Source organism: Proteus columbae (assembly GCF_009914335.1).
Classification (GTDB): Bacteria; Pseudomonadota; Gammaproteobacteria; order Enterobacterales; family Enterobacteriaceae; genus Proteus.
Genome location: NZ_CP043925.1, coordinates 2,630,392 through 2,652,854, shown reverse-complemented (window position 1 = coordinate 2,652,854; position 22,463 = coordinate 2,630,392). Strand labels below are relative to the sequence as shown.

The window sequence follows — 22,463 nt, the reverse complement described above, 5'->3', positions numbered from 1 at the left end:
AAAACTGATAAAAATCGTTGACTCATAGCGCAGTATCCCTATAATGCACCCCATCACGACGGGCGGTTAGCTCAGTTGGTAGAGCATCTCCCTTACAAGGAGGAGGTCGTTGGTTCGAGCCCAATACCGCCCACCATTATTTTCGTTGTGATAAGTTGTATGATTTAGTGTAGTTGGGCGGTTAGCTCAGTTGGTAGAGCATCTCCCTTACAAGGAGGAGGTCGTTGGTTCGAGCCCAATACCGCCCACCAATTACATTAAAGCGTGGTAGTGAGAATTTAGTCATCATGAAGTGGGCGGTTAGCTCAGTTGGTAGAGCATCTCCCTTACAAGGAGGAGGTCGTTGGTTCGAGCCCAATACCGCCCACCACTTCATCCGGTTATTTCGCGCAATATCACACATTTAGGTATGGGTCGTTAGCTCAGTCGGTAGAGCAGTTGACTTTTAATCAATTGGTCGGGCGTTCGAATCGCCCACGACCCACCATTCCTAAAAATACAACATAAAGTAGTGAACATTGTGCCGGGTCGTTAGCTCAGTCGGTAGAGCAGTTGACTTTTAATCAATTGGTCGGGCGTTCGAATCGCCCACGACCCACCATTCACAAAGCTACTTACAGATTTACGCAAAATTATTAAATGGGTCGTTAGCTCAGTCGGTAGAGCAGTTGACTTTTAATCAATTGGTCGGGCGTTCGAATCGCCCACGACCCACCATTTAATAATAAAGCGGGCGGTTAGCTCAGTTGGTAGAGCATCTCCCTTACAAGGAGGAGGTCGTTGGTTCGAGCCCAATACCGCCCACCACTTCTTTATTCCTTCGTTATAATTTCTTCTTTGTCCTCCCTAGTACTTATCAAAAACAAGCAACAATAGTTATTTTGTTTTTAATACCTGTGTTATTGCAGTTTAGTTGTATTCTTTTAAGCCTTAATTGTTTTTTCTATATCTGCTGTTTTATCACCTTGCTCATGCATGCCCCGTTCATGGCTGCATATCCTTACCCACATGCTTTCCTAATCCTTGTATTGGCATATACCCTATACCCAAGGCAATACTTAGCGAAAAACGCCGTAAACCCTCGGCCAATACGGGCGGGGAGCAGTCACTCAGTTTCTTTATTACGCTTTTTTACATTCTGTCATGTCTTTATCATTTAAAGTGTAGGCGCTTAAAAAGAAAATCACTCTTCTATTGTTAAGTTAATCACTTTGGATGAGGGGGTGCTCAGTAGAAAGTATGTATTTATTTTTGAGCTGAAAATATTAAAAAAATTACTCTAACTGAAAAAGAAAGATCTACTCTATTTAGACGTAGATATAGGCATTTCCAGTTTATTAATAAAATTAAATAACCTTAGATGCGCTGTTATAAATTTTTTGAGCACTTTTTATGAGCGATATCTCTCATAAAATGAGTAAGTTAAAACATTTTAAATCAGCATTGAAAAATATGTGGTGCGCATTTTTTAAGAAAAAATTCAGAAGATTAAAAGATAAGAATAGGGTTTTATAGTTAATACTTCTTACTTTTTATAAATCATAGGATACTGCTAACAAGAAGAAAGATAAAATATAATGATGTTTTATCTTCTTTATTCTTCTTTTTTAAAGATATGATAGAGCGGGATATCTTGCTTAATTCTATGATTTAAAATAAATTAATTTCAAAATTTGATATCTATCAATTTTTTCATCATAATGAACTAGATAGTAAATGATATAAAGCAAAAAGCACTTGTTTCATCATTAATTGATTTGTCCTGAAGTGGTTAATTTCATTTTTTAAGAAAAATGGAGAAAATTGTGCATTTAGCAGGAATATAAATTATATAAAAATATTAATGTTTATTTTGCCCTAAGAATAACTCTTATATGGAATGAGTATAGTTACTTAGGACGTAAAAAGATTAATTTTTGTTTTTTTTAACAAAATTAGATCATGCTAAAGGCGATAATTAATAGTTCATTCCCTCGTTAATTTGGCTTAAGATGCGATGATTACATTATTTTTGTAATGTATCAAATACGCGTATTTGAGTGAAAAAGAAAGAATAGTATTTTATGCTCATAAAAAGAATAGTTTTTATGGTAATAAGTGTAGTATTCTAATAACTTACTGATAAAACAAAATATATTTATATTAACATTCACCTTTTTTCTATTTCATAAAGAAGGTTTTTAATCTAATTGAAAATTAAAATAAGTTATTCATTAATAAAAATTCAAAAAAAATGAGTAATTAAATCTATAATTTTTTATTCTAGAGTAATAAAGAATTGTAGGTTTTGTAATATATTTAGTTGAAAGAGTAAGGGTTTATGCTTATATAAATTAATTAACAAATGTTTAAAATGAGATTTATATCTATATTTCAATGCAATGCATGTAATTTATTGAAATTAAACTATAATATTGATTTTTTTGTAAACTCATCAGATTTCATTGATATTGCTTAAGTTATTTAATAAAAATAAGAAAATCGTTACCTTTATGAGGTTAATTTATTATTTTAAATAAATTAGACTGATATAAGTTGATTTATTTTTACACAATTCAAACAATCACACTTTAAATTAAGCTTGTAGTAGATAATAATTCTAATTAATGAGTAAAGTTTAAGGAAAAAAAAGCGTAATTTTATAAATAAAATATTTTAACTGCATGAAAATAAAGGGAATGTACCATTATCCTAGGTATTGTTTACTAGTATGAGTAAATCATTGTACTTGTACTGTCTTTTTTTGACTAGTTGAAAGTGTTTAAATGCGTAGTATATTATTTACATATGATAAGTCATGTTATGAATTGTAATATTTCTTATCTACTAAAAATAATATTTTATTAAAACAAAAAGGTGTCCTCGATAGTATATATTTTTACATATTATTGCGCAGGAACACACCATTATAAAATTAGATATCAATCAAAGTGAAAAGCGAGAACAATATTATGAGTAGCAAGTATCCAGTCGCTTATGCAGTTGGACAAAAAATTAAGTCATTAAGAAAATCTCAAGGTTATACTGTATTTCAGTTAGCAAAAGAGATTGATATTAGTGAACAACAGTTATTTCGTTATGAGCGTGGTGTAAACCGTATTGATATTGATTGCTTAGTTAGAGTTCTTGAAGTACTAGGCGTTAATATTGGTAGCTTCTTTGAAGAAGTAACAGGTGGAATAGCTCAAGAAACTGAGCGTCATGAACAACATATTCCAGCTCATTTCGATAGCAAGGCTCTTTCTATCTTCTAATAATATTCTTAAATTAGAAAGTAACTCATTTTAGAATAACTAAATTGAGTAAGATAATTCTTATATGTAAGTGTTTCTCTCTGGTTAGTTAATAATAAGAATTTTCTTAATAGATGAAATAAAGCCTCTATATGAAACCAATGCCCTTATTAGGGCATTTTACGTATATAGAGAATGAGAATTTTTAATTTTCAAGAAAAAAGAATAATTTTATTACAAATGAACTGAGAGTTTCATACTTAGAGAAATATATTCTCGTATTTATTTGTATGAGAAAAAAACAGCTAATTAATACTTGTTTAGAATAAGCTTCCCATAAAATTACCTCTTATATTATCCACCACGATTTCACCTCCTGATAACATTTTTGAAGCTATTAAACGTATAACTTATGCCTTTTATACCAATAAATTTAAAAAGAATGAATTTTAATATGATAAAGACAAAATGTGTGCATTGGAGGGAATACGTTATTAGATCAAAATTTAAGTATTTATCATTAAATGACTATCTATGGATAATAGTAGTTAATATCACATTGGGATGGACTATTGTTGCCTCTTCGCTGTGAATATGAAGAGGCGGTAACAGTTAGTCTTTGAGAGGTTTAAGAATGTGTTTGAGTTGCTGATCGGTGAGGGTGATATTAAAAAATATATATAACGATACCCATCGCAAATGCAATGTATATCATTATATAAATATTTATATATCGAAAGGGGCGCCGAATATACACCGAATAACATGTAAATAAAATGATATATTTGCTAATAATAAAACTATAAAATTATTTCTGAATTAAGATCAAAAAAATGCCCGTTCAAACGGGCATTTTAGGAAATGAAACGTAACAGAAGGAATATTGAGAAATTAATGCTCTGTTTTTTCTGCTATGGAACCATGATCATCATGTTTCTGGTGACGGTGATGACCATCGATCATGCTACGGAATGTTTGAGTGAAAGTATCACCCAGTGTACATAAGTAGAAGTGTGCACAAATAAACATTAATGCCACTATTCCTAATACTAAGTGTGCTTTTAGCATCCAATAGCCATAACCGAGGACTTCAGGATATAAACATAATAAACCAGTAACAAGTAACAGTGGCACTAAGCCAAACATCACACCTAGGTAAGCGAGTTGCTGAAGTGGGTTAAATTTATCAGTTTCAGTTGCTGCGAAAGGATGTGGTTCGCCTTTCATTATACCGTAAAGATAAAAGCGAGCTTGTTTGATACAACGACCAATTAATCCGCTAAATCTTACTTTGTAATGCACACCGTTACTGGTTGTTAGATTGATAAAAATAAAACCAATCCAGAATGCGATAAGTACAAAACCACAGATCTTATGTAATAGCACCATTGAAGTGACATTTCCGATAGAGAAATGCCCTAAAAATCCGCTTAATAGTAATAGGATAAACAGTAAAGCATTACCCCAGTGCCAAAAACGAATTGCTTTAGAATATAAATAAACTCGCTCTTCTTCATAATGACCAGAGTGTTTTGGCGCAAGGGCATAGCGTAGTAAGCCATGAATAACTAATACTGCTATCATAGCAACGATTAATAAACCAGCTGCCATTAACCATACAGGCCAATAATCTGGCGTATAATGGAGTTCTGCTCCCCAGATACTAGTCATGCTTTATCTCCCTGATGGATTTCTTTACGACGGAATAAACTTGGTTTTCCGACATTATCTAATTGGTATTGATAAACGGATTTTTGTTTGATCCAAGCCTGAATTTCAGGTGAGTCGATGCGACCAAAAGCAAGTGCATCTGTTGGGCATACCGATACACATGCAGGTAATTCACCCTCAGCTAATCGAGTATCAGAACAGAAGTTGCATTTGTCTGCGATATGCGTCATTGGATTGATATAACGAACATGGTAAGGACAAGCACCAACACAGTAATCACAGCCGATACACAGCTCTTTTTTCACCTGAACGATACCATTCTCATCAATAAAAGAGGCACCAGTAGGACAAACAGAAACACAAGGTGCATCCTCACAATGCTGGCAAGAAACACGGAAAAATTGGTAATGTGGGTTACCTGCTTCGTCGTCATGAGGACCTTGAATTTGGACTTGAAGTCGGCTAAATCCTTCTGGAATGTCATTGATGACTTTACACGCAACAGTACAAGCTTGGCAGCCAATACAACGTTTCTCATCATGTAACATGACAAATTGTTTATCATTATTGTTCATCGTTATTTTTTTCCTTAAGCCCGACTAATTCTGACACCTGATGTATGCACATCAGTACCTGATACAGGACTAATTTCATGAGGTAATAAGTTGCCACAGTGAACGCCTGTTGTAGTCGCTGCTGTTTTCGCACCTGCTTTTGCACCTGATCCCATATAAACAAATACGGTGTCAGGGCGAATGCCTTCAGTGATCAAAGCATGTGCTTTTTCTTTGCCTATACTGTTTTCCAGAATGATTTCATCACCATGTTTAATTCCATGATTTTTAGCTGTTTCAGGGTGTAGCCAAACTGGGTTTTCCCACATTAATTCAGCTAATAATGGTACGTATTGTGTTGCACCATTAGTATGAACGGCGACTTTACCTTGGATAAAATAAAGCTCGTCTTTTTCTTTTAATGGGAAGTTGTGGAAGCGTGGAATACCATAGTTTTCTAAACGGCTTTCTAATTCTTCAGAGTAAATTTCAATTAAGCCACTTGGTGATTTAAATGAGAGGGATTTTTCCATCATATCATTGTCATCAACATGCTTAATCGCATCAGGATATTGTTCTACGAACGCTTTAACATAGGTAGGTTCACGTAATAGCAATGGAATACCATAAGATAAATAGCCTTTTTTATGGATTTCTTTATACAGTGCTTCATCGCCATTAACTTGATACAACTGACGAACGCCCATATTTTCCCAAGGAAAATATTGGCTTAGACCTAATTTTTTACCTAGTTCCATCCAAATTAACCAGCTTGGTTTTGTATCGCCAATAGGTTCAACAACTTGCTGGCGTAAGGCATAAGCAGGATTTAGCCCTGAAACATCAGAAATCTCTTCATCACGCTCTAAATAAGTGGTTTCAGGTAACAGATAATCTGCATAAGCAGCACTTTCACTTAAATACACATCACAGCTAACAATTAAATCTAATTTCTGTGCTGCTTTTTCCAACTCTGGACGACAACTGACCGTTTGGAATGGATTATGACGAGACATAATCCATGCTCTTGTTTGATACGGCACACCTTCTAAAGTTGAATCAATAATGGACTGAACAATACCACCACCTTTATTGATGTATTTGAACTGAGGTGCTGTTGCATCAATGCGTTTTGCGGTAATTTCAGGCATACCTTTAACGCTTGGTTTCGCTAATTCAGGAGCAACATTAATGCCTGCTAATTTATTATATTTTGAAGCTGCTTTTTTCTGATACATACCGCCTTCACGTTCAATATTGCCGAGTAAGGCATTGAGGGTGAAGATCATTCTGCGCATATTGATTTCTTCTTTATTAAAGGTTGCGCGGTGACCAGGCATAATCAGTGCATGAGGTGCTTTTGCTGCTATTTCGCGTGTGATACGAACAATATCTTCAGCGGGAACATCAGAATGTGCTTGAGCCCATTCAGGTGTTGTATCTTGTAAAACGTCTTTTAATTGTGGGAAGCCAACGGTAAATTTCTCAATAAAATCTTTATCGTAAAGATCTTCTTTAATAAGAATATGGCTCATTGCCATTAAAACAGGTAAATCCCCGCCTGGGCGGATTGCGAACCACTCATCAGCTTTACTTGAAACGACAGATAAACGAGGATCAAAACTGACTAGTTTTGCACCACGCTCTTGGGCGCTCATTAGTTCGTGCGTTTCAGAGACTTCAATACCTTCATAAAGGTTATGACCGAAAGAGATAATATACTTAGAATTTGCTAAATCCATCGCAAGATCGCCACCCATCATCACTGATGCTGCAATGGCTTTACCCGCAGGGCAAGTCGATGCGTGTGTAAACGTGTTCGGTGAACCAAATGCGGCTGCCAAATGGAAAAGGTGAGAAGAGAGTGAACCTGATTTAGATGAAAAAGAGATACTTTCTGCACCATAATTTTGTTTTATGGTATTCATTTTTTCTGCAATTTCTTGATAAGCTTGTTCCCAGCTTATTACTTCCCATTCACCAGCACCTCTAGGGCCTTTGTGTTTCATGGGTTTGACAATCCGGTTTGGATCATTAACTAGGCTAACGCCACTTCCACCTCTTGCACAAACTCGGCTACTCTGGTGTTCCGCATTTCTATTTCCTTGGATAAAAACGGTCTTGTTGTTAACAACCTGAGCTTCTATTGGACAACGATAAGAACACATTTCACACAGGCTAGGTGTTAATTTTGACTGACCCTTAAGAGAATCTACTGGATTAAATGCAAGTGCACCCGGTGGCAAACTACTCACGGTACAACCCACACATCCTATTCCCATCCCCTTAATAAAAGAACGACGACTAATACTCATATAACCTCCAGTTTCTTCTTATAGCTAAATATTATATACAGACGGTTAAATAAATATTTGAAGGCGTCTCCATTTTATTAATCCATAAGTGATGACTTGGTTGTAAATAATAAATAATAGAGAATAAGACGTTAATAAATGTCACTAAATAATTTAACTAAAATAGACAAAATCAAATGATAATTATTTTCTTTCATTGGATACTATTATAAAAGTTTGGAGAAGAAATAGGAGATTTTAAGGGATATAACAGTTACAGATTGTTCTTTTAAATTCACTGGTTTATGGTATCAATCTATTTTATTAAAGTGTATTTAAAATATATGATTAATAATAATTAAAATTTGACAAAAAAGTCTATCGATATATAATAATTTATATATCGGTGATTCGTTATATTGTAATTAATTTGTTATTTAAAAATGAGAATAAATAATATTTTTTATGTTGTTTAAATCCAGTTTCTTCTTAAATTATCTTCTTTTGAAAAACAGCTAACTTATTATTTTGATGATAAATACAAATAAAAAAGAAAAATAAATTGGTGATTAATGGTACAAAAAAGGCTCAGTAAAACGTGAACAGACTGGTGCTAAATACGAGACAATTTATAAATTATTGTTCATTATGTTTAAATATTAATTAATGATATTAATAGTTATGGAACTGTATCGTGATTGTCAAAAAGAGATATTTTTTGTTTTATGTGTCTTAATATCATTAATGCTAAGTGAAGGTGCGTAGGAAAAAGATAGGGTGAAATGTTAAAAAAATGGCGATTTTTTGAACGTTCAAAACCACCATTTGCCACTATTTTATGTGTAGCCATTATTGTTTTTTCGTTGTTTATTGCCTTCGTCTCTTCTATATAGAAATAGAAGAAAGGATTTAAAACAGCATGACAATTAAAACAAGACTCAGTAACAGAGGATAAACTCTTGCATGCCATTTGTCGGGAATACGAGATAAAAAGCGTTCAGAGATCTTCAAGCCAACCCAAGTGCTACAAATCAGAATAAGTGCAGCTTTTAGCCAAATATAACCAATAAAACCAGATTCACTATTTAAAGGTGACGTAAAAGAGAGGGCGACATAAGTGAATGTTGCAGTGAGTGCTAAAGGTAAGGTTAATGCATTGGCGATTGCTGCGGATTGTGCCATTGGTGTTCCTCTACGGCGCAATAAAGGTACTGTCATCACACTTCCACCAACCCCTAGAAAAGCGGCAATAATACCAATTACTGTGCCATTAATGCTTTCTTTTGCTTTGGTCACTTTTTTTGAGTTGTGAGTAGGAGCCATAAAACCAGGGCGAAAATAGCAGTCTAATATAGTGACAAAAAGATAACCAATAAAGATCCATTTGATCCACACACCTTTAACCGTTAAGGCGAGAAGAGCACCTAAGATCCCACCAAAAGCAATACCAATAAACAGAATGGACATGATATTCCAATCAAGCCTTTTTGCCTTATGGTGTTTAATGGTTGTGACTGTTGCAGAAAACAACATAATTAATGCAGAGGTAGCAACCGCGATTTGCATAGCATGTTCAGCAGGTAAACTGTCTATTCCCCAGAGTGTAAGAATCAGTGTATAGAGTAAGGGAACAGTGACAAAGCCACCGCCAAAGCCAAATAACCATGTTGTGATGCCTGAAATTAAACCAAAAGAAATCAGCCAGAGTGTCATTTCAAATCTCCTGTTGAGTCAGGAGATTAACAATATAGAATAAAATGATGGCTTACCCACGCGATAATGACAAGTTTATACGAATTTAGGACAATTTAAATATTATGCGTAATATCGATATCAACAGTGTGGATAACCTTCCTCGTGATATTTTAGCATTAGGCTCTGATTATCCTTATGACACATTACTTGAAGCTCACCATCATCGACGAGCTCAATTTTTATATGCCCCTAATGGGGTAATGAAAGTTAAAACAGAAGATGGTCAATGGATTGTATTACCTTACAGTGGCGTGTGGATCCTAGCAGAAAAGGTACATCAAGTGCTGATGTTGGGGAGTAGTACTTATAGTCTCTATATTGAGCCTAATAAAATTCCCCGTCACTCAGAATATTGTGAGGTTTTACAAGTTTCCCCTCTGCTTCATCAGCTATTACTTTCGGCCAATGAACTTCCTTTACTTTATGATTTAGGTGGACGAGATAGCGCATTATTGACTTTGCTTTGTCATGAATTAGCTCATGCTAAGCCATTGCCTTATTTTACACCATTACCGCAACATGCTTTATTAGATGAATTGTGTACTGAATTTATGTCACAACCTAATATTCGCACGACACCAGAAATGTGGGCTGAAAAATTAAATAAGAGCCTACGTACTTTTACCCGTCTTTTTCATAAAGAAACGGGTCTTTCTTTTCGAGACTGGCGTCAAAAAGCGTGTTTAATGTATGCGTTAACCGCTTTAAAGAGAGGTGATTCAGTTACTGAAGTTGCTTTAGAACTGGGTTATGAAAATCCGAGTGCCTTTAGTGCGATGTTTAATAAAGAGATGGGATATTCACCGAAATTGTTTTTAAAACAACTGAAAGAGTTTTAATAGAACAGACATATATAAGAACAAGCCATAATCATTGATGCTGATATTTATCAGATGGTTTTTAAGCCAAATTACATTGTTCAAAAAAGAAACAAAAAAATTCCTTCCAATATCAGTGCGTTAAAACTTGATTAATAGAGAGTGAGGGGGGTAAAATATAGCCCGTCCATAAGTTGTACTTAATTTTATTACGTATGTTCCCTTAGTTAAATGGATATAACAAGCCCCTCCTAAGGGCTAGTTACAGGTTCGATTCCTGTAGGGAACGCCATCTATTACCCATCCTGTAAATTTAGATATTATTCCTAGAGCTGTGTTTATCAGTTCACGCTATTATCACCCTTGTTTTACTTCTTCGTTCAATCACCAATAATAAATTTAGATTTTTATATGGACATAAAATCAATTAATGATATTCGATATCTGAAATTTTTATTTATTACTTATTTTTTTCTACTGGCGGGGTGTAACTCTAGGTCAATTGATATTCTTGTACCTCCTGAAAATTTCCATCAAGTTTCAGGAAAAGTTTATCGTTCAGGACAGCCAACACCGGGTGAAATGAAATGGTTAGAAGCCCAAGGCATCAAAACGATTATTAACTTACGCGAATATCATAGTGATGATGTAAAAGGTACACAATTAGAAACCTTCCAAGTAAAAATGAACGCTAATAGAATTACTGATAAGGACATTATTGAGGTATTGTGTAAAATAAATAGCATGTCTGATCCTGTATTTTTTGTTTAAAAAATAAATTACTGCTAGATTTTATTTAGTCTATTTATAAGGTTTATTTTTATGTCATATTATACAACTTTTCCAGCAATTATTATTACCATCACTTAGTGGTGGGAATTGATTGTATTTAAGAACTCTCCTGATGAGCGGTTTTTTTATTTAAATTCCTTATCTGGCTTAAAGATAAGGAGAGGAAAATGTTCACTACTGAAGAATTGGAACAACATACCCAATTGCTAACGCAATTAATAACCGATGCAAACCAAGCTGTTACTGACGAAAATCTTGAGTATTTAGTGAATTTTTATACTGAAAATGGCACGTTAGTGGTTAAAGATGATTTGCATATTTCTGGTAAGCCTTCACTAAAAAAGCATTTTTCATACCTAGATCCAGAAGAGCTATTAGCGATAAAAGAATATAATTAAATCACATCATGTATTTTTATATTAGCCTAATAATATTGGGCTAATATTTTAAATCCGCTCGATAAGGTAATCACAAAACCCGAATTATCTTATAAGATCAAAACCTAATAAAAGTACCACTTATCATGCATTGACAGTATTATGTCTAGAGTTTATGAATATGCGAACTATGATGCTGCTCATCATAAGATAATTAGCGGAGAACATTATGAAGTATCGCCTGTGCGGTGTTGCTCTTTCAGTCGCCTTACTTTCAGGATGTGCAAGTACCCCTAATAATGGGGAGGGGCGCTCTGACCCATTAGAAGGGTTTAACCGCCAGATGTTTGATTTTAACTACTATGTTTTAGACCCCTATATCTTACGTCCTGTTGCCGTTGTTTGGCGTGATTATGTGCCACCACCAGCAAGAAATGGCTTATCTAACTTTTTAGGTAATTTAGAAGAGCCTGCAAGTATGGTAAACAGCGTATTGCGTGGTGACTTTGAAAAGGGTGCAAAACATTTTGGTCGTTTCTGGATTAATACCGTTTTTGGTATGGGTGGTTTAATAGATGTTGCTGGCATGTCTAAAGAGACGATGGAAAAAGAAGTCCCAATGCGATTTGGTAGCACATTAGGGCATTATGGTATGGATTACGGCCCTTATGTTGTTGTACCGGGCTATGGTAGCTTTACTGTCCGTGAAGAAGGTGGTGATTGGGCTGATTTAACGTATCCTATGCTGAGCTATTTAACATTTTGGATGTCGGCGGGTAAATGGGCATTAGAAGGCATTGAAACACGAGCACAATTGCTCGACTCTGATGCAATTTTACAAAACTCGTCTGATCCTTATCTAATGATGCGTGAAGCCTATTTCCAAAGTAATGACTTCCAAGCGGGTACAGTAAAAGAAAACCCTAATGCGAAAGCTATCGAAGATGACTTAGATTCCATTGACTAACCTTTGTTGTTAGTTTTATGTATAAATGAAAAATGGTCTTAAAAAAGACCATTTTTTGTATAAAAAATACAGTGAAAATTAAAAACGGTAGTTAAAGTTCATACCGTATAACCATGCTTTACCTGATGATTCAAATTCATAAGCAGGCAATGGTAAATCTTCAGATAATTTCTCTTTGATTGTGACTTTTTTACCGTGCATATACGCTAAGCCCACGTCAACAGACATATCTTTATTAAATGCATAAGTTGTACCTGCACTTAACCAGAAGCGATCTTGGTCTGGAATGGAAATAGAACGTTTATCAGCAGGAACTGGGCTATCATCAAAGGCAATACCAGTACGGAATGTCCAGTTATCATCGTGATAATAGGTTGTACCTAAAGCCACACGCCATGCATCACGGAAGCCTTCTTCTTTCTTAAACAGTTGTTGACCATCACTCTTACGCGTTGCTCTTAACTCTTCGAACGCACTCCAACTGGTGTAAGCGAAGTTATAGTGAACAGCCCATTTTGGTGCGACGCGGTGGTAAGCTGCAAATTCCCAAATTTCAGGTAGGTTAAGATCAAGTTTGCCTTTAATGGTTTCACCGTTAGTGCCGACAATTCCCATTCCTTCGAGTTGTGGAATAGGGCGTAAATCACTTTGATATTCGCCGTCTTTAAATTTCACTTTTACTTTAGAGCGATAAGTGAAGCTAATGCGGTTACCTTCATCAAATTCGTATAATAGACCTGCGTTCCAGCCAAAGCCCCATGCATCACCTTTTAACTGAGCAAAGCGATCGCTAGGAGATAAACTTGATAAATAACTACCTAATTGTCCCATGCCAGGTTTTTGAGATAATGCACCACCTAACACTTTACCTGCTTCACCAACATGACGAGTAATTTCCGCATCAGCGTAAAGAGCATTTAACCCTAAACCTACGCTAAATTGGTTATTTACACGGTAACCTGCACTTAAGTTTAAGTTCATGGTTTTCAGATCAGTTTTACCGCCGATAAGTCCTGCAGGATAATCGTTAGGGAAATCTGTCGCTAAACCAAAGTTTGTTGTACCTGATGCGCCAATGGCCCATTTATCATTGATGGGGGCTACAAAGTGGATATTAGGTACTAATGCACTTGGTGCGATATCTTTTGCAGTGGTATCAGTACCTGTAAGAGGTGATTTACCTTTAACATCAACGCCTGGGTTAATAAGGATAGCACCGACAGAAAATTCGGGGCGATCAAACATAGTCAGTGCAGCTGGGTTTCGGCTACCTACGCTTGCGTCATCGGCAATAACGCCTTCTCCTGAAAATGCACGCCCTAGTGCTGAAGTTGAATATTCATTTAACTGAAAACCGGCAGCGCCTGCTTGAGAGGAGATTGCTCCTACAATGGCAGCTAGTGCTGTGCGAGTAAACAGGTTTTTACGGTTCATGACCTAAACCCTCATAATTTTTTTAAGTTAGTAACTTCTGATTAGAAGCGCTGGATTTTAGGTGCGGTTGTCGTTATGACAAATCAGACCAGTTGATTAAGTATAAAGTTGATTACCCTAAATGTTGCAAGTATGTTTTACAAATATTTCTATTTTGATTCAATAATTGGGATTTGGTTAACATATTTTTCACAAAATATCCCGATAAAGATGTTTTTGATTGTTAAATAAACAGAAAAATCAATTATTTTTGTAAAATTGTAATAAAATTTGAGCTAAAGCAGTTTATTTTATTTTTTTATGATTATGATAGATAATTAACATTTCTTTCGTTGGGAGACTAAAATGGCAGACGCAATTAATCGTTGTAGTGCAGAAGAAACCGCTGCTTGCTGTTGTGTAGATGTGGGTACTATTATTGACAATAAGAATTGCACAGCGTCATATCAGCATGTCTTCGCTGATAAAGTACAAGCGCAAGCAATGTTAGATCAACTCAGTGCAAAAGCACAATCTATCGCTTCAGAACCTTGCAAAATTAATCAACAATTTGCTGATGTTGATGGTGGTGTTCAACTAACCGCTGATTTTACATTCTCTTGTGAAGCAGAAAACCTAATTTTCCAGTTAGGATTACGTTAATCCTCTGAAATTAATAGATTTAAGGCTGTTGAAATTCAACAGCCTTTTTTATATCTCTCGATCACACCATTATCTTTTCTATCATTATTGTTAAGTTTCAGACATTTCATCGAAATATTGAGCGCTAACTCCCACTTCTCGTAAAATGACGTTTCTGAAAAGTGAAATTTTTGTTAACACTATTATCAGGTCAGACCTCTTTGGTGTTAGGAAATCATTTTGTCAGGAGCCGTTATGAAGTCATCAACGAACAGTGCTATGAAAGATCGCATCGCCATTGTCAGCGGGCTACGTTTACCTTTTGCTAAACAAGCGACTGCGTATCGAGGAATACCTGCGGTTGAATTAGGGCGTTCAGTGGTTCAAGAATTAGTGACTCGCAATGAAATTCCTCCCGAAATTATTGATCAACTTGTTTTCGGACAAGTGGTTCAAATGCCAGAAGCACCTAATATTGCTAGAGAAATTGTGCTCGGTGCAGGATTAAGTGTAAAAACTGATGCTTATAGTGTAACAAGAGCATGTGCAACAAGCTTTCAGGCGATTGCTAATGTTGCAGAAAGTATGATGGCAGGACATGTCTCTGTCGGTATTGCTGGTGGCGCAGATTCGTCTTCAGTTTTGCCTATCGGTGTTAGTAAAAAGCTTGCAGATGTTTTATTAAGTCTTAATAAGGCTAAATCATTAGGTCAACGATTAAGTTATTTAAGCCAATTACGATTTCGAGATTTGCTCCCTGTAGCGCCTGCCGTTGCTGAGTATTCAACAGGATTACGCATGGGAGACACCGCAGAGCAAATGGCAAAGACTTATCATATTTCTAGAGTTGCTCAAGATGAATTAGCACATCGTTCCCATCAATTAGCAACTAAAGCATGGGAGATGGGAAAACTAAATGATGAAGTGATGACCGCTTTTTTTCCGCCTTACAAAGAAGGTTTTCATCAAGATAATAATATCCGTAAAAACTCTGTTCTTGATTCTTACGCCAAACTAAAACCGGCATTTGATCGTCGACATGGTAGTGTCACCGCCGCAAACAGTACGCCATTAACGGATGGCGCAGCCGCGGTATTAATGATGAAAGAATCAGTTGCAAAAAGTCTTGGTTATCAACCTTTAGGTTATTTACGCAGTTATGCTTTTACCGCGACAGATGTCTGGAAAGATATGCTATTGGGGCCATCATATGCCACACCACTTGCGCTTTCTCGCGCAGGTCTTTCTTTGAGTGATCTCACGTTAATTGATATGCATGAAGCTTTTGCCGCACAAACACTCAGTAATTTGACGTTGTTTGCTAGTGAACGGTTTGCTAAAGAGCAACTAGGATTATCCAAGGCGATTGGAGAAGTGGATATGGATAAATTTAATGTGCTAGGTGGTTCTATTGCTTATGGGCATCCCTTTGCTGCGACTGGCGCAAGAATGGTCACACAAACACTACAGGAACTTAAACGTCGAGGTGGCGGTTTTGGGTTAACTACAGCTTGTGCTGCGGGTGGATTGGGTGCAGCGATGATTTTGGAGGTGGAATAATGGAACAACAAACAACACTAGAAAAATCATCTGTTTTTCAGTTCTCAGTTCGTAATGACAAAGTGGGTGTTATCACCATTGATGTTGTTGGTGAAAAAGTAAACACGTTAAAAGCAGAATTTGTGCAGCAATTTCAAGATGTTTTAAAGCAAGCTCAGCAACATTCTGGTGTAAAAGGATTAATTATCACCTCAGGTAAAACAGACAGTTTTATTGCGGGTGCGGATATCTCCATGATTGCGGGTTGTAAAACTAAAGAAGAAGCGAGTGCATTAGCAAAAGCAGGACAGGATCTTTTTACTCAACTTGAAAACTACCCATTGCCCGTTGTGGCCGCTATCAATGGCGCATGCCTTGGCGGAGGGCTTGAATTGGCCTTAGCCTGTCATGGGAGAATTTGTTCTGATAATAGCAAAACGCGTTTAGGGCTTCCTGAAGTGCAACTTGGATTGCTGCCTGGCTCTGGTGGTACTCAACGCTTACCACGTCTTATTGGTGTGACATCTGCGTTAGATATGATCTTAACGGGGAGACAAGTTAATGCGAAGCGAGCCTTAAAATTAGGTCTTGTAAATGATGTTGTCTCACAAGATATTCTATTAGAAGTTGCTGCTAAATGGATTTTATTGGGTAAAAAAGAACAGAAAAAACATTCAGTGATGGATCGTTTCTGGGCTAATACAACGCTAGGTAGAAATATTCTTTTTGGGCAAGCGAAAAAACGTACATTAGCAAAGACAAAAGGCCACTATCCAGCAGCAGAGCGTATTCTTCATGTTATAGAACGTGGTCTTGAAAAAGATATTCAAGCAGGGTTTAAAGAAGAGGCAAATGCGTTTGGTGAACTTGCTATGACGCCAGTTTCATTTGCATTAAGACATCTCTTTTTTGCTTCTACGGCACTTAAGAATGAGACAGGATCATCCGAAAAACCAGATAATTTGCATCATATCGGTATTTTAGGTGGTGGATTAATGGGCGGTGGTATTGCCTTTGTCACGGCGACAAAAGGTAATTTGCCAGCAAGAATTAAAGATATCAGTGATAAGGGAATTGCTCAGGCACTTAATTATAGTTGGAAAGCGCTTTCAGCCAAAGTGAGTAAAAAAAGATTATCTGCACGTGAACGTCAGCGCCAAATGGGGCTGCTCTCGGGCTCCTTGGATTACAGCGGTTTTCATCAATCAAATATTATTGTTGAAGCAGTTTTTGAAGATCTTGCTTTAAAACAGAAGATGGTCGCAGATATTGAAGGCGTGGGGAAAGGTAAAATTATTTTTGCTTCAAATACCTCTTCGCTTCCTATTCATAAAATTGCAGAAACAGCAAAATACCCAGAAAAAGTGATCGGGCTTCACTATTTTAGTCCAGTAGAAAAAATGCCTTTGGTTGAAGTTATTCCACATGAAAACACTGATGAAAAAACGATTGCTACAACTGTCGCTTTTGCTAAAAAACAGGGCAAAGTTGCAATCGTTGTTGGTGATAAACCTGGATTCTATGTTAACCGTATTCTTGCTCCTTATATCAGTGAAGCATTGACATGCTTAGTACAGGGGGAGCCTATTGAGAATATTGATAAAGCACTTGTTCAGTTTGGCTTCCCCGTAGGGCCTATTCAGTTATTGGATGAAGTGGGTATTGATATTGGCACAAAAATAACGCCAATATTAGTGAATGCATTTGGTGAAAGATTTGCCTCTCCTCCTGCTGTGGATGCCATTATTGCTGATGATAGAAAAGGTCGTAAAAATGGACGAGGTTTTTATCTTTATGCAAAACATGCATTACCTTTCTCATTCAGTAAAAATAAAAAACAACCTGATCCAGCCATATATCGACTATTACAAATTAAGCCTAAAAACCAACTATCTTCCTCTGAAATTACGGAACGCTGTTTATTATTGATGTTAAATGAAGCGGTTCGTTGTTTAGATGAGAATATTATAAAGCAACCACGAGATGGTGATATTGGTGCTGTATTTGGTATCGGTTTTCCTCCTTTTTTTGGTGGCCCATTCCGTTATATGGACAGTATGGGAACAACAAAGGTGGAAGAAAAACTTAACCAACTTGCCGATAAATATGGAGAAAAATATCGCCCTTGTGAGCGTTTAGTGGAAATGGCTAAACGAAATGAACGTTTTTACGATTAATATCATCTCTTTACCATTGCTTTTTCCTTTTGTGACATTTGTTTTGATTGAGGCGCTTAGGCGCCTTTTTTCTTGTACTTTTTGCGTCAGATTAATAATTGGTGAATTTTTAATGGAAAAAGAGGTCGAAAGTGTTAATTATAGCCAGATATGGCAAAATAGTTATTTGAAAATAAATTTAAAAACAAAGTTTTTTAAAATAAAATTCTGAAAATGATGTTAATTTGTAAACCAAGGGCATGATCTTAAAAAGATTAATAATGCTATTGCAATTAGGGTATTGACGATTTTATATGGGAACATATTGATTTAAACTGAATTAAATTAAGTATCTTACAAGTGTAAATACCAGTAATTACAAAAATAAAATAGGTTTAATAATTTACTATGCAAATTTTTATTATGCGCCACGGAGAAGCGGCGCTTGATGCTGCTAGCGATGCACTAAGACCACTGACTGAACGTGGGAAAAGTGAATCAATAAAAATGGCTGAATGGATGACAACGCAGGGACATACAATCGATTATGTTTTAGTTAGTCCTTATTTACGTGCTCAACAGACATTGAATGCCATAAAAGCAGATTTAGCGCTACCTAGTAAAATAGAAATAGATGATGGACTTATCCCCGGTGGTAATCCTTCACATGTTGCACATTACTTACGTGCCTTGGGAGATACAGGATATAAAAATATTCTTGTTATTTCTCACTTACCTTTAGTTGGCTATGTTGTCGCTGAACTCTGCCCAGCTGTGTGTGCTCCTATGTTTTCAACATCAACCATTGCTTGTGTTGATTTTGACTTATCAAAAGGAGCAGGGGAGTTGCTATGGCAAGTGTCACCCTCAACATTGAAATGAAATTTAAATCAATTATCTAAGTAAGTAATTAACACCTTATTTCACCTGATAGGTGATTTAAGGGTTAATGCGATAGAATTTTTTGGGTTTAGCGGCGAGCGATATCGTCGTTTTCCACTAAGACTAATAATGCAGCATCGCCTCCCCATTCTTTTGGAGCTTGATGAAAAGCGATTACATCAGGGTGTTGTGCTAACCAAAGTGGCGTTTGTTGTTTTAAAATATGTTTGCCATGACCATGCATAATACAGGCACAATAAACATGCTCTCGTCTACATGCCGCAATTAATGCACCAATCTCTTGTTTTGCAATTAGTTGTGTTAATCCATGCAAATCTAGAAAAAACTCAGGTACATAATCACCACGACGTAGCTTTTTTAATTCATAAGCATTAGCGCCTTCTCTTAAATAGCGCATTGGGCCTTCTGTGGCTAAGTTAGGTTGAAATTCATCTGAAAAATAATAAGAGGCGTCAACTTGCTCTTGTTGTAAACGTTCAACAGCGTAGTGTGTCACTTTTTTACGTTTTGGTGAATGAAGTATTTTATCTTGAGCTAATTTCTTAGTGCCTTTTATCATCTCCTGAAATAACTCAATTTCAGAAGGTGGCAATGAAAATTTTTTATTCATTTTTTACGATTCTTCATAGTGTTACTGTCTTTATCAGGCAATAGTACATGAAATAGTGTTAGAGATAAAAAATATAGGCTATAAATTTAGCATAAAAAAAGGCAGGGAATTTACCCTGCCGAAATAGTCACATAGTTAGCAAATATAGGCTGGTTAACAAGTTGCTCTACTCATGATATCTGTGGAACATAAAACGTTGTTATATCTTCAGGTTGCGATAAAAAACGATAAATTGATATCAAAAATAGTCTTTAAAATTAGCTATTTGCTTTAAAATGACTGCATATCGAATGAAAAAATCCATAGGCGCATTTTAGTACACAGTTAATTCTTTCATGTACTAAGTATGGTTCAATTCCATTAACTTGCTAATAAAAGTTAAATTAAAAGTATAAAACACTAATCTTTATTTATGAGTAGATCGTAAATTTTGCTTTTGATTAGCTGATTGAAGTTTAAAACCATAGTAAGTCTATGGTTATGGCAAAGAGAATAATAGAGTAGTGATGTTTTTTTATGGTTTCCCGCTGATTTATCGCCATCTTCATGGCAAACTACAGACTTTCTATTTCTTCAGAGGACAACAGTTTTGGATATAACACTAAAAGAGGAAGCGGTTGCTGATCTAAGCACTATCCTAGATATGTTACGTTGGGCTATGAGTCAGTTTAATTCATCTGATATTTATTATGGGCATGGCACAGATAACGCATGGGATGAAGCATTACAGCTTGTATTACCAACCATTGCACTTCCTTTAGATATTCCAGATGCACTGTTATCAACCAAGTTAACAACTTCTGAAAAGATGGAAATCATTACGCTTATCGAAAGCCGAATTGAGCAAAAAATCCCAGTCCCTTATTTAACTCATAGCGCTTGGTTCTGTGGTCACGAATTTTATGTTGATGAACGTGTGCTTATCCCTCGCTCTCCTATTGGTGAATTAATCAATAACCATTTTGATGGTTTAATTCAGCAAGAGCCAACACGCATTCTCGACTTATGTACTGGAAGTGGCTGTATTGCGATTGCTTGTGCTCATGAGTTTGAAGATGCTGAAGTCGATGCGGTTGATATTTCTGAAGATGCTCTGGAAGTGGCTGAATTTAACATTGAAAATCATGGTTTAGTGCATCGTGTTTATCCAATGCAATCAGATCTATTTAACGCCATTGTTCCAACGCCTTACGATATTATTGTGACAAATCCTCCGTATGTCGACGTCGAAGATATGGGTGATTTACCTGATGAATACCAAGTTGAACCTGAATTAGCATTAGCTTCGGGTATTGATGGCCTAGATATTACGAGACAAATTTTACTGAAAGCCCCTGAATATCTGAGTGAGAATGGCATTTTAGTCTGTGAAGTGGGTAATAGTATGGTTCATCTTATTGAGCAATTCCCAGAAGTTCCATTTACATGGCTTGAGTTTGAAAATGGTGGACTCGGTGTCTTTATGCTGACTCGTGAACAGCTCGTCGAACATTCAGCGTGTTTTTCTAGAGTGTGCTGACTTTAAAATAAGCAGAAAAGATCAACACGTTCTACTGATAAACGTTGATGTAACAGCAATGAGACGGTAGATTGTTATTTATTGCAAATAACATATTGATAACATCACACAGTAAAAGATAGGAATAAAGGGATGGCAGGAAACAGTATCGGACAATTATTCAGAGTCACGACTTTTGGTGAGTCTCATGGTATTGCATTAGGTTGCATTGTTGATGGTGTACCTCCTGGATTGCTTTTAACAGAAGCTGACTTACAAGTTGATTTAGATAGACGTAGACCCGGAACATCACGTTATACCACTCAGCGCCGTGAACCCGACCAAGTGCGCATTTTATCAGGTGTATTTAATGGTGTTACAACAGGAACAAGCATTGGTTTACTGATTGAAAACACAGATCAACGTTCTCAAGATTACAGTGAAATCAAAGATGTTTTTCGTCCTGGTCATGCCGATTATACCTACGAGCAAAAATATGGTTTGCGTGATTATCGTGGCGGTGGGCGCTCTTCTGCACGAGAAACCGCAATGCGTGTTGCTGCTGGTGCAATCGCAAAAAAATACCTAAAAGAGAAAATGGGTATTGAAGTAAAAGGCTATCTTTCTCAGCTAGGCCCAATTACTTGTGATCTTGTTGATTGGTCTATCGTTGAAACCAATCCATTTTTCTGCCCAGATCCTTCTCGTTTAGAAGCACTTGATGAATATATGCGTGCGCTTAAAAAAGAAGGCAACTCGATTGGTGCAAAAGTGACTGTGGTTGCGGAGGGTGTGCCAGCAGGATTTGGAGAGCCAGTTTTTGACAGACTAGATGCAGACTTAGCACACGCATTAATGAGTATCAATGCTGTTAAAGGAATTGAAATTGGTGATGGTTTCGGTGTTGTGACATTAAAAGGCACTGAAAATAGAGATGAAATCACTAAGAATGGTTTCACTAGCAACCATGCAGGTGGCATTTTAGGTGGAATTAGCAGTGGTCAGCCAATTGTTGCTCATATCGCTTTAAAACCAACATCTAGCATTACTATTGCTGGTAAAACGATAAATCGTGATGGCGAAGAAGTCGATATGATAACCAAAGGTCGTCATGATCCTTGTGTGGGAATACGCGCTATTCCGATTGCAGAGGCAATGATGGCAATTGTGTTGCTCGATCATGCATTGCGCCAACGTGGTCAATGTGGTGACGTTGTACCTCCGTTAATGCAATGGTAATC

Annotated in this window: 17 protein-coding genes and 8 tRNA genes; 19 read left to right on the top strand and 6 right to left on the bottom strand. The window is 36.4% G+C overall.

Annotated elements, in window-relative coordinates; all coding sequences use genetic code 11:
* Window positions 1-60: 60 nt before the first annotated feature.
* The 8 genes from F1325_RS12715 to F1325_RS12680 all read left to right on the top strand — a co-directional run bounded on the left by F1325_RS12715 (window position 61) and on the right by F1325_RS12680 (window position 3,254).
* Window positions 61-136, top strand: a tRNA-Val gene (locus tag F1325_RS12715).
* A 39-nt stretch (window positions 137-175) separates the two neighbouring features.
* Window positions 176-251 (top strand) — tRNA-Val (locus tag F1325_RS12710).
* 43 nt (window positions 252-294) lie between these two features.
* Window positions 295-370 (top strand) — tRNA-Val (locus F1325_RS12705).
* A 41-nt stretch (window positions 371-411) separates the two neighbouring features.
* A tRNA-Lys gene (locus F1325_RS12700) sits at window positions 412-487 on the top strand.
* A gap of 38 nt (window positions 488-525) precedes the next feature.
* Window positions 526-601: transfer RNA gene (locus F1325_RS12695), tRNA-Lys, on the top strand.
* A gap of 40 nt (window positions 602-641) precedes the next feature.
* A tRNA-Lys gene (locus tag F1325_RS12690) sits at window positions 642-717 on the top strand.
* Window positions 718-731: 14 nt separating this feature from the next.
* A tRNA-Val gene (locus F1325_RS12685) sits at window positions 732-807 on the top strand.
* A 2,144-nt stretch (window positions 808-2,951) separates the two neighbouring features.
* Complete coding sequence (locus F1325_RS12680; protein WP_109370940.1) at window positions 2,952-3,254, top strand: helix-turn-helix domain-containing protein; 303 nt, start codon at window positions 2,952-2,954, stop codon at window positions 3,252-3,254.
* Window positions 3,255-4,124: 870 nt separating this feature from the next.
* On the opposite strand, the gene phsC is transcribed toward F1325_RS12680, so the two are convergent.
* The 4 genes from phsC to F1325_RS12660 all read right to left on the bottom strand — a co-directional run bounded on the left by phsC (window position 4,125) and on the right by F1325_RS12660 (window position 9,465).
* Complete coding sequence (gene phsC, locus F1325_RS12675; RefSeq protein ID WP_109370939.1) at window positions 4,125-4,904, bottom strand: thiosulfate reductase cytochrome B subunit; 780 nt, start codon at window positions 4,902-4,904, stop codon at window positions 4,125-4,127.
* Complete coding sequence (locus F1325_RS12670; RefSeq protein ID WP_023581663.1) at window positions 4,901-5,479, bottom strand: 4Fe-4S dicluster domain-containing protein; 579 nt, start codon at window positions 5,477-5,479, stop codon at window positions 4,901-4,903. The genes phsC and F1325_RS12670 overlap by 4 nt, the downstream gene beginning before the upstream one ends.
* Window positions 5,480-5,493: 14 nt before the next feature.
* Window positions 5,494-7,773 carry a thiosulfate reductase PhsA gene (gene phsA / locus F1325_RS12665; RefSeq protein ID WP_160230544.1) on the bottom strand — a complete coding sequence of 760 codons (2,280 nt, stop codon included), beginning with the start codon at window positions 7,771-7,773 and terminating at the stop codon, window positions 5,494-5,496.
* 888 nt (window positions 7,774-8,661) lie between these two features.
* Complete coding sequence (locus tag F1325_RS12660; RefSeq protein WP_109370938.1) at window positions 8,662-9,465, bottom strand: sulfite exporter TauE/SafE family protein; 804 nt, start codon at window positions 9,463-9,465, stop codon at window positions 8,662-8,664.
* A gap of 104 nt (window positions 9,466-9,569) precedes the next feature.
* Between F1325_RS12660 and F1325_RS12655 the strand changes: the two genes are divergently transcribed.
* From F1325_RS12655 to mlaA, 5 genes are all read left to right on the top strand, one after another.
* Window positions 9,570-10,346 carry an AraC family transcriptional regulator gene (locus F1325_RS12655; RefSeq protein ID WP_160230543.1) on the top strand — a complete coding sequence of 259 codons (777 nt, stop codon included), beginning with the start codon at window positions 9,570-9,572 and terminating at the stop codon, window positions 10,344-10,346.
* Between the two features lie 196 nt (window positions 10,347-10,542).
* Window positions 10,543-10,617: transfer RNA gene (locus F1325_RS12650), tRNA-Arg, on the top strand.
* Between the two features lie 119 nt (window positions 10,618-10,736).
* On the top strand, window positions 10,737-11,096 hold the full coding sequence (locus tag F1325_RS12645) for a dual specificity protein phosphatase family protein (RefSeq protein ID WP_160230542.1): 360 nt from the start codon (window positions 10,737-10,739) through the stop codon (window positions 11,094-11,096).
* 188 nt (window positions 11,097-11,284) lie between these two features.
* A complete protein-coding gene (locus F1325_RS12640; protein WP_160230541.1) occupies window positions 11,285-11,515 on the top strand; it encodes a hypothetical protein in 231 nt (76 codons plus the stop codon).
* Between the two features lie 208 nt (window positions 11,516-11,723).
* Complete coding sequence (gene mlaA / locus F1325_RS12635) at window positions 11,724-12,461, top strand: phospholipid-binding lipoprotein MlaA (protein ID WP_109370934.1); 738 nt, start codon at window positions 11,724-11,726, stop codon at window positions 12,459-12,461.
* Window positions 12,462-12,539: 78 nt separating this feature from the next.
* Here mlaA and fadL read toward each other — a convergent pair whose 3' ends face one another.
* On the bottom strand, window positions 12,540-13,895 hold the full coding sequence (gene fadL, locus F1325_RS12630; RefSeq protein ID WP_109370933.1) for a long-chain fatty acid transporter FadL: 1,356 nt from the start codon (window positions 13,893-13,895) through the stop codon (window positions 12,540-12,542).
* Between the two features lie 345 nt (window positions 13,896-14,240).
* Here fadL and F1325_RS12625 point away from each other — a divergent pair, with 345 nt between their 5' ends.
* The 4 genes from F1325_RS12625 (at window position 14,241) to sixA (ending at window position 19,093) form a co-directional block, all read left to right on the top strand.
* A complete protein-coding gene (locus F1325_RS12625; protein WP_006533378.1) occupies window positions 14,241-14,537 on the top strand; it encodes a YfcZ/YiiS family protein in 297 nt (98 codons plus the stop codon).
* A 234-nt stretch (window positions 14,538-14,771) separates the two neighbouring features.
* The gene (gene fadI, locus F1325_RS12620; RefSeq protein ID WP_160230540.1) at window positions 14,772-16,076 is read left to right on the top strand and encodes an acetyl-CoA C-acyltransferase FadI; all 1,305 of its coding nucleotides are present in this window, start codon (window positions 14,772-14,774) and stop codon (window positions 16,074-16,076) included.
* Window positions 16,076-18,232 carry a fatty acid oxidation complex subunit alpha FadJ gene (fadJ, locus tag F1325_RS12615; RefSeq protein WP_160230539.1) on the top strand — a complete coding sequence of 719 codons (2,157 nt, stop codon included), beginning with the start codon at window positions 16,076-16,078 and terminating at the stop codon, window positions 18,230-18,232. Before fadI ends, fadJ begins: the two co-directional genes overlap by 1 nt.
* Window positions 18,233-18,619: 387 nt before the next feature.
* A complete protein-coding gene (gene sixA, locus F1325_RS12610; RefSeq protein ID WP_160230538.1) occupies window positions 18,620-19,093 on the top strand; it encodes a phosphohistidine phosphatase SixA in 474 nt (157 codons plus the stop codon).
* A gap of 88 nt (window positions 19,094-19,181) precedes the next feature.
* Here the strand turns inward: sixA and smrB are convergent, their stop codons facing one another.
* On the bottom strand, window positions 19,182-19,724 hold the full coding sequence (smrB, locus tag F1325_RS12605) for an endonuclease SmrB (protein WP_109370928.1): 543 nt from the start codon (window positions 19,722-19,724) through the stop codon (window positions 19,182-19,184).
* Window positions 19,725-20,313: 589 nt separating this feature from the next.
* Here smrB and prmB point away from each other — a divergent pair.
* Both prmB and aroC read left to right on the top strand, forming a co-directional pair.
* Window positions 20,314-21,243: a 50S ribosomal protein L3 N(5)-glutamine methyltransferase gene (prmB, locus tag F1325_RS12600; protein WP_109370927.1), complete on the top strand. Its 930-nt coding sequence runs from the start codon at window positions 20,314-20,316 to the stop codon at window positions 21,241-21,243.
* A gap of 132 nt (window positions 21,244-21,375) precedes the next feature.
* The gene (aroC, locus tag F1325_RS12595; protein WP_109370926.1) at window positions 21,376-22,461 is read left to right on the top strand and encodes a chorismate synthase; all 1,086 of its coding nucleotides are present in this window, start codon (window positions 21,376-21,378) and stop codon (window positions 22,459-22,461) included.
* Window positions 22,462-22,463: the final 2 nt, after the last annotated feature.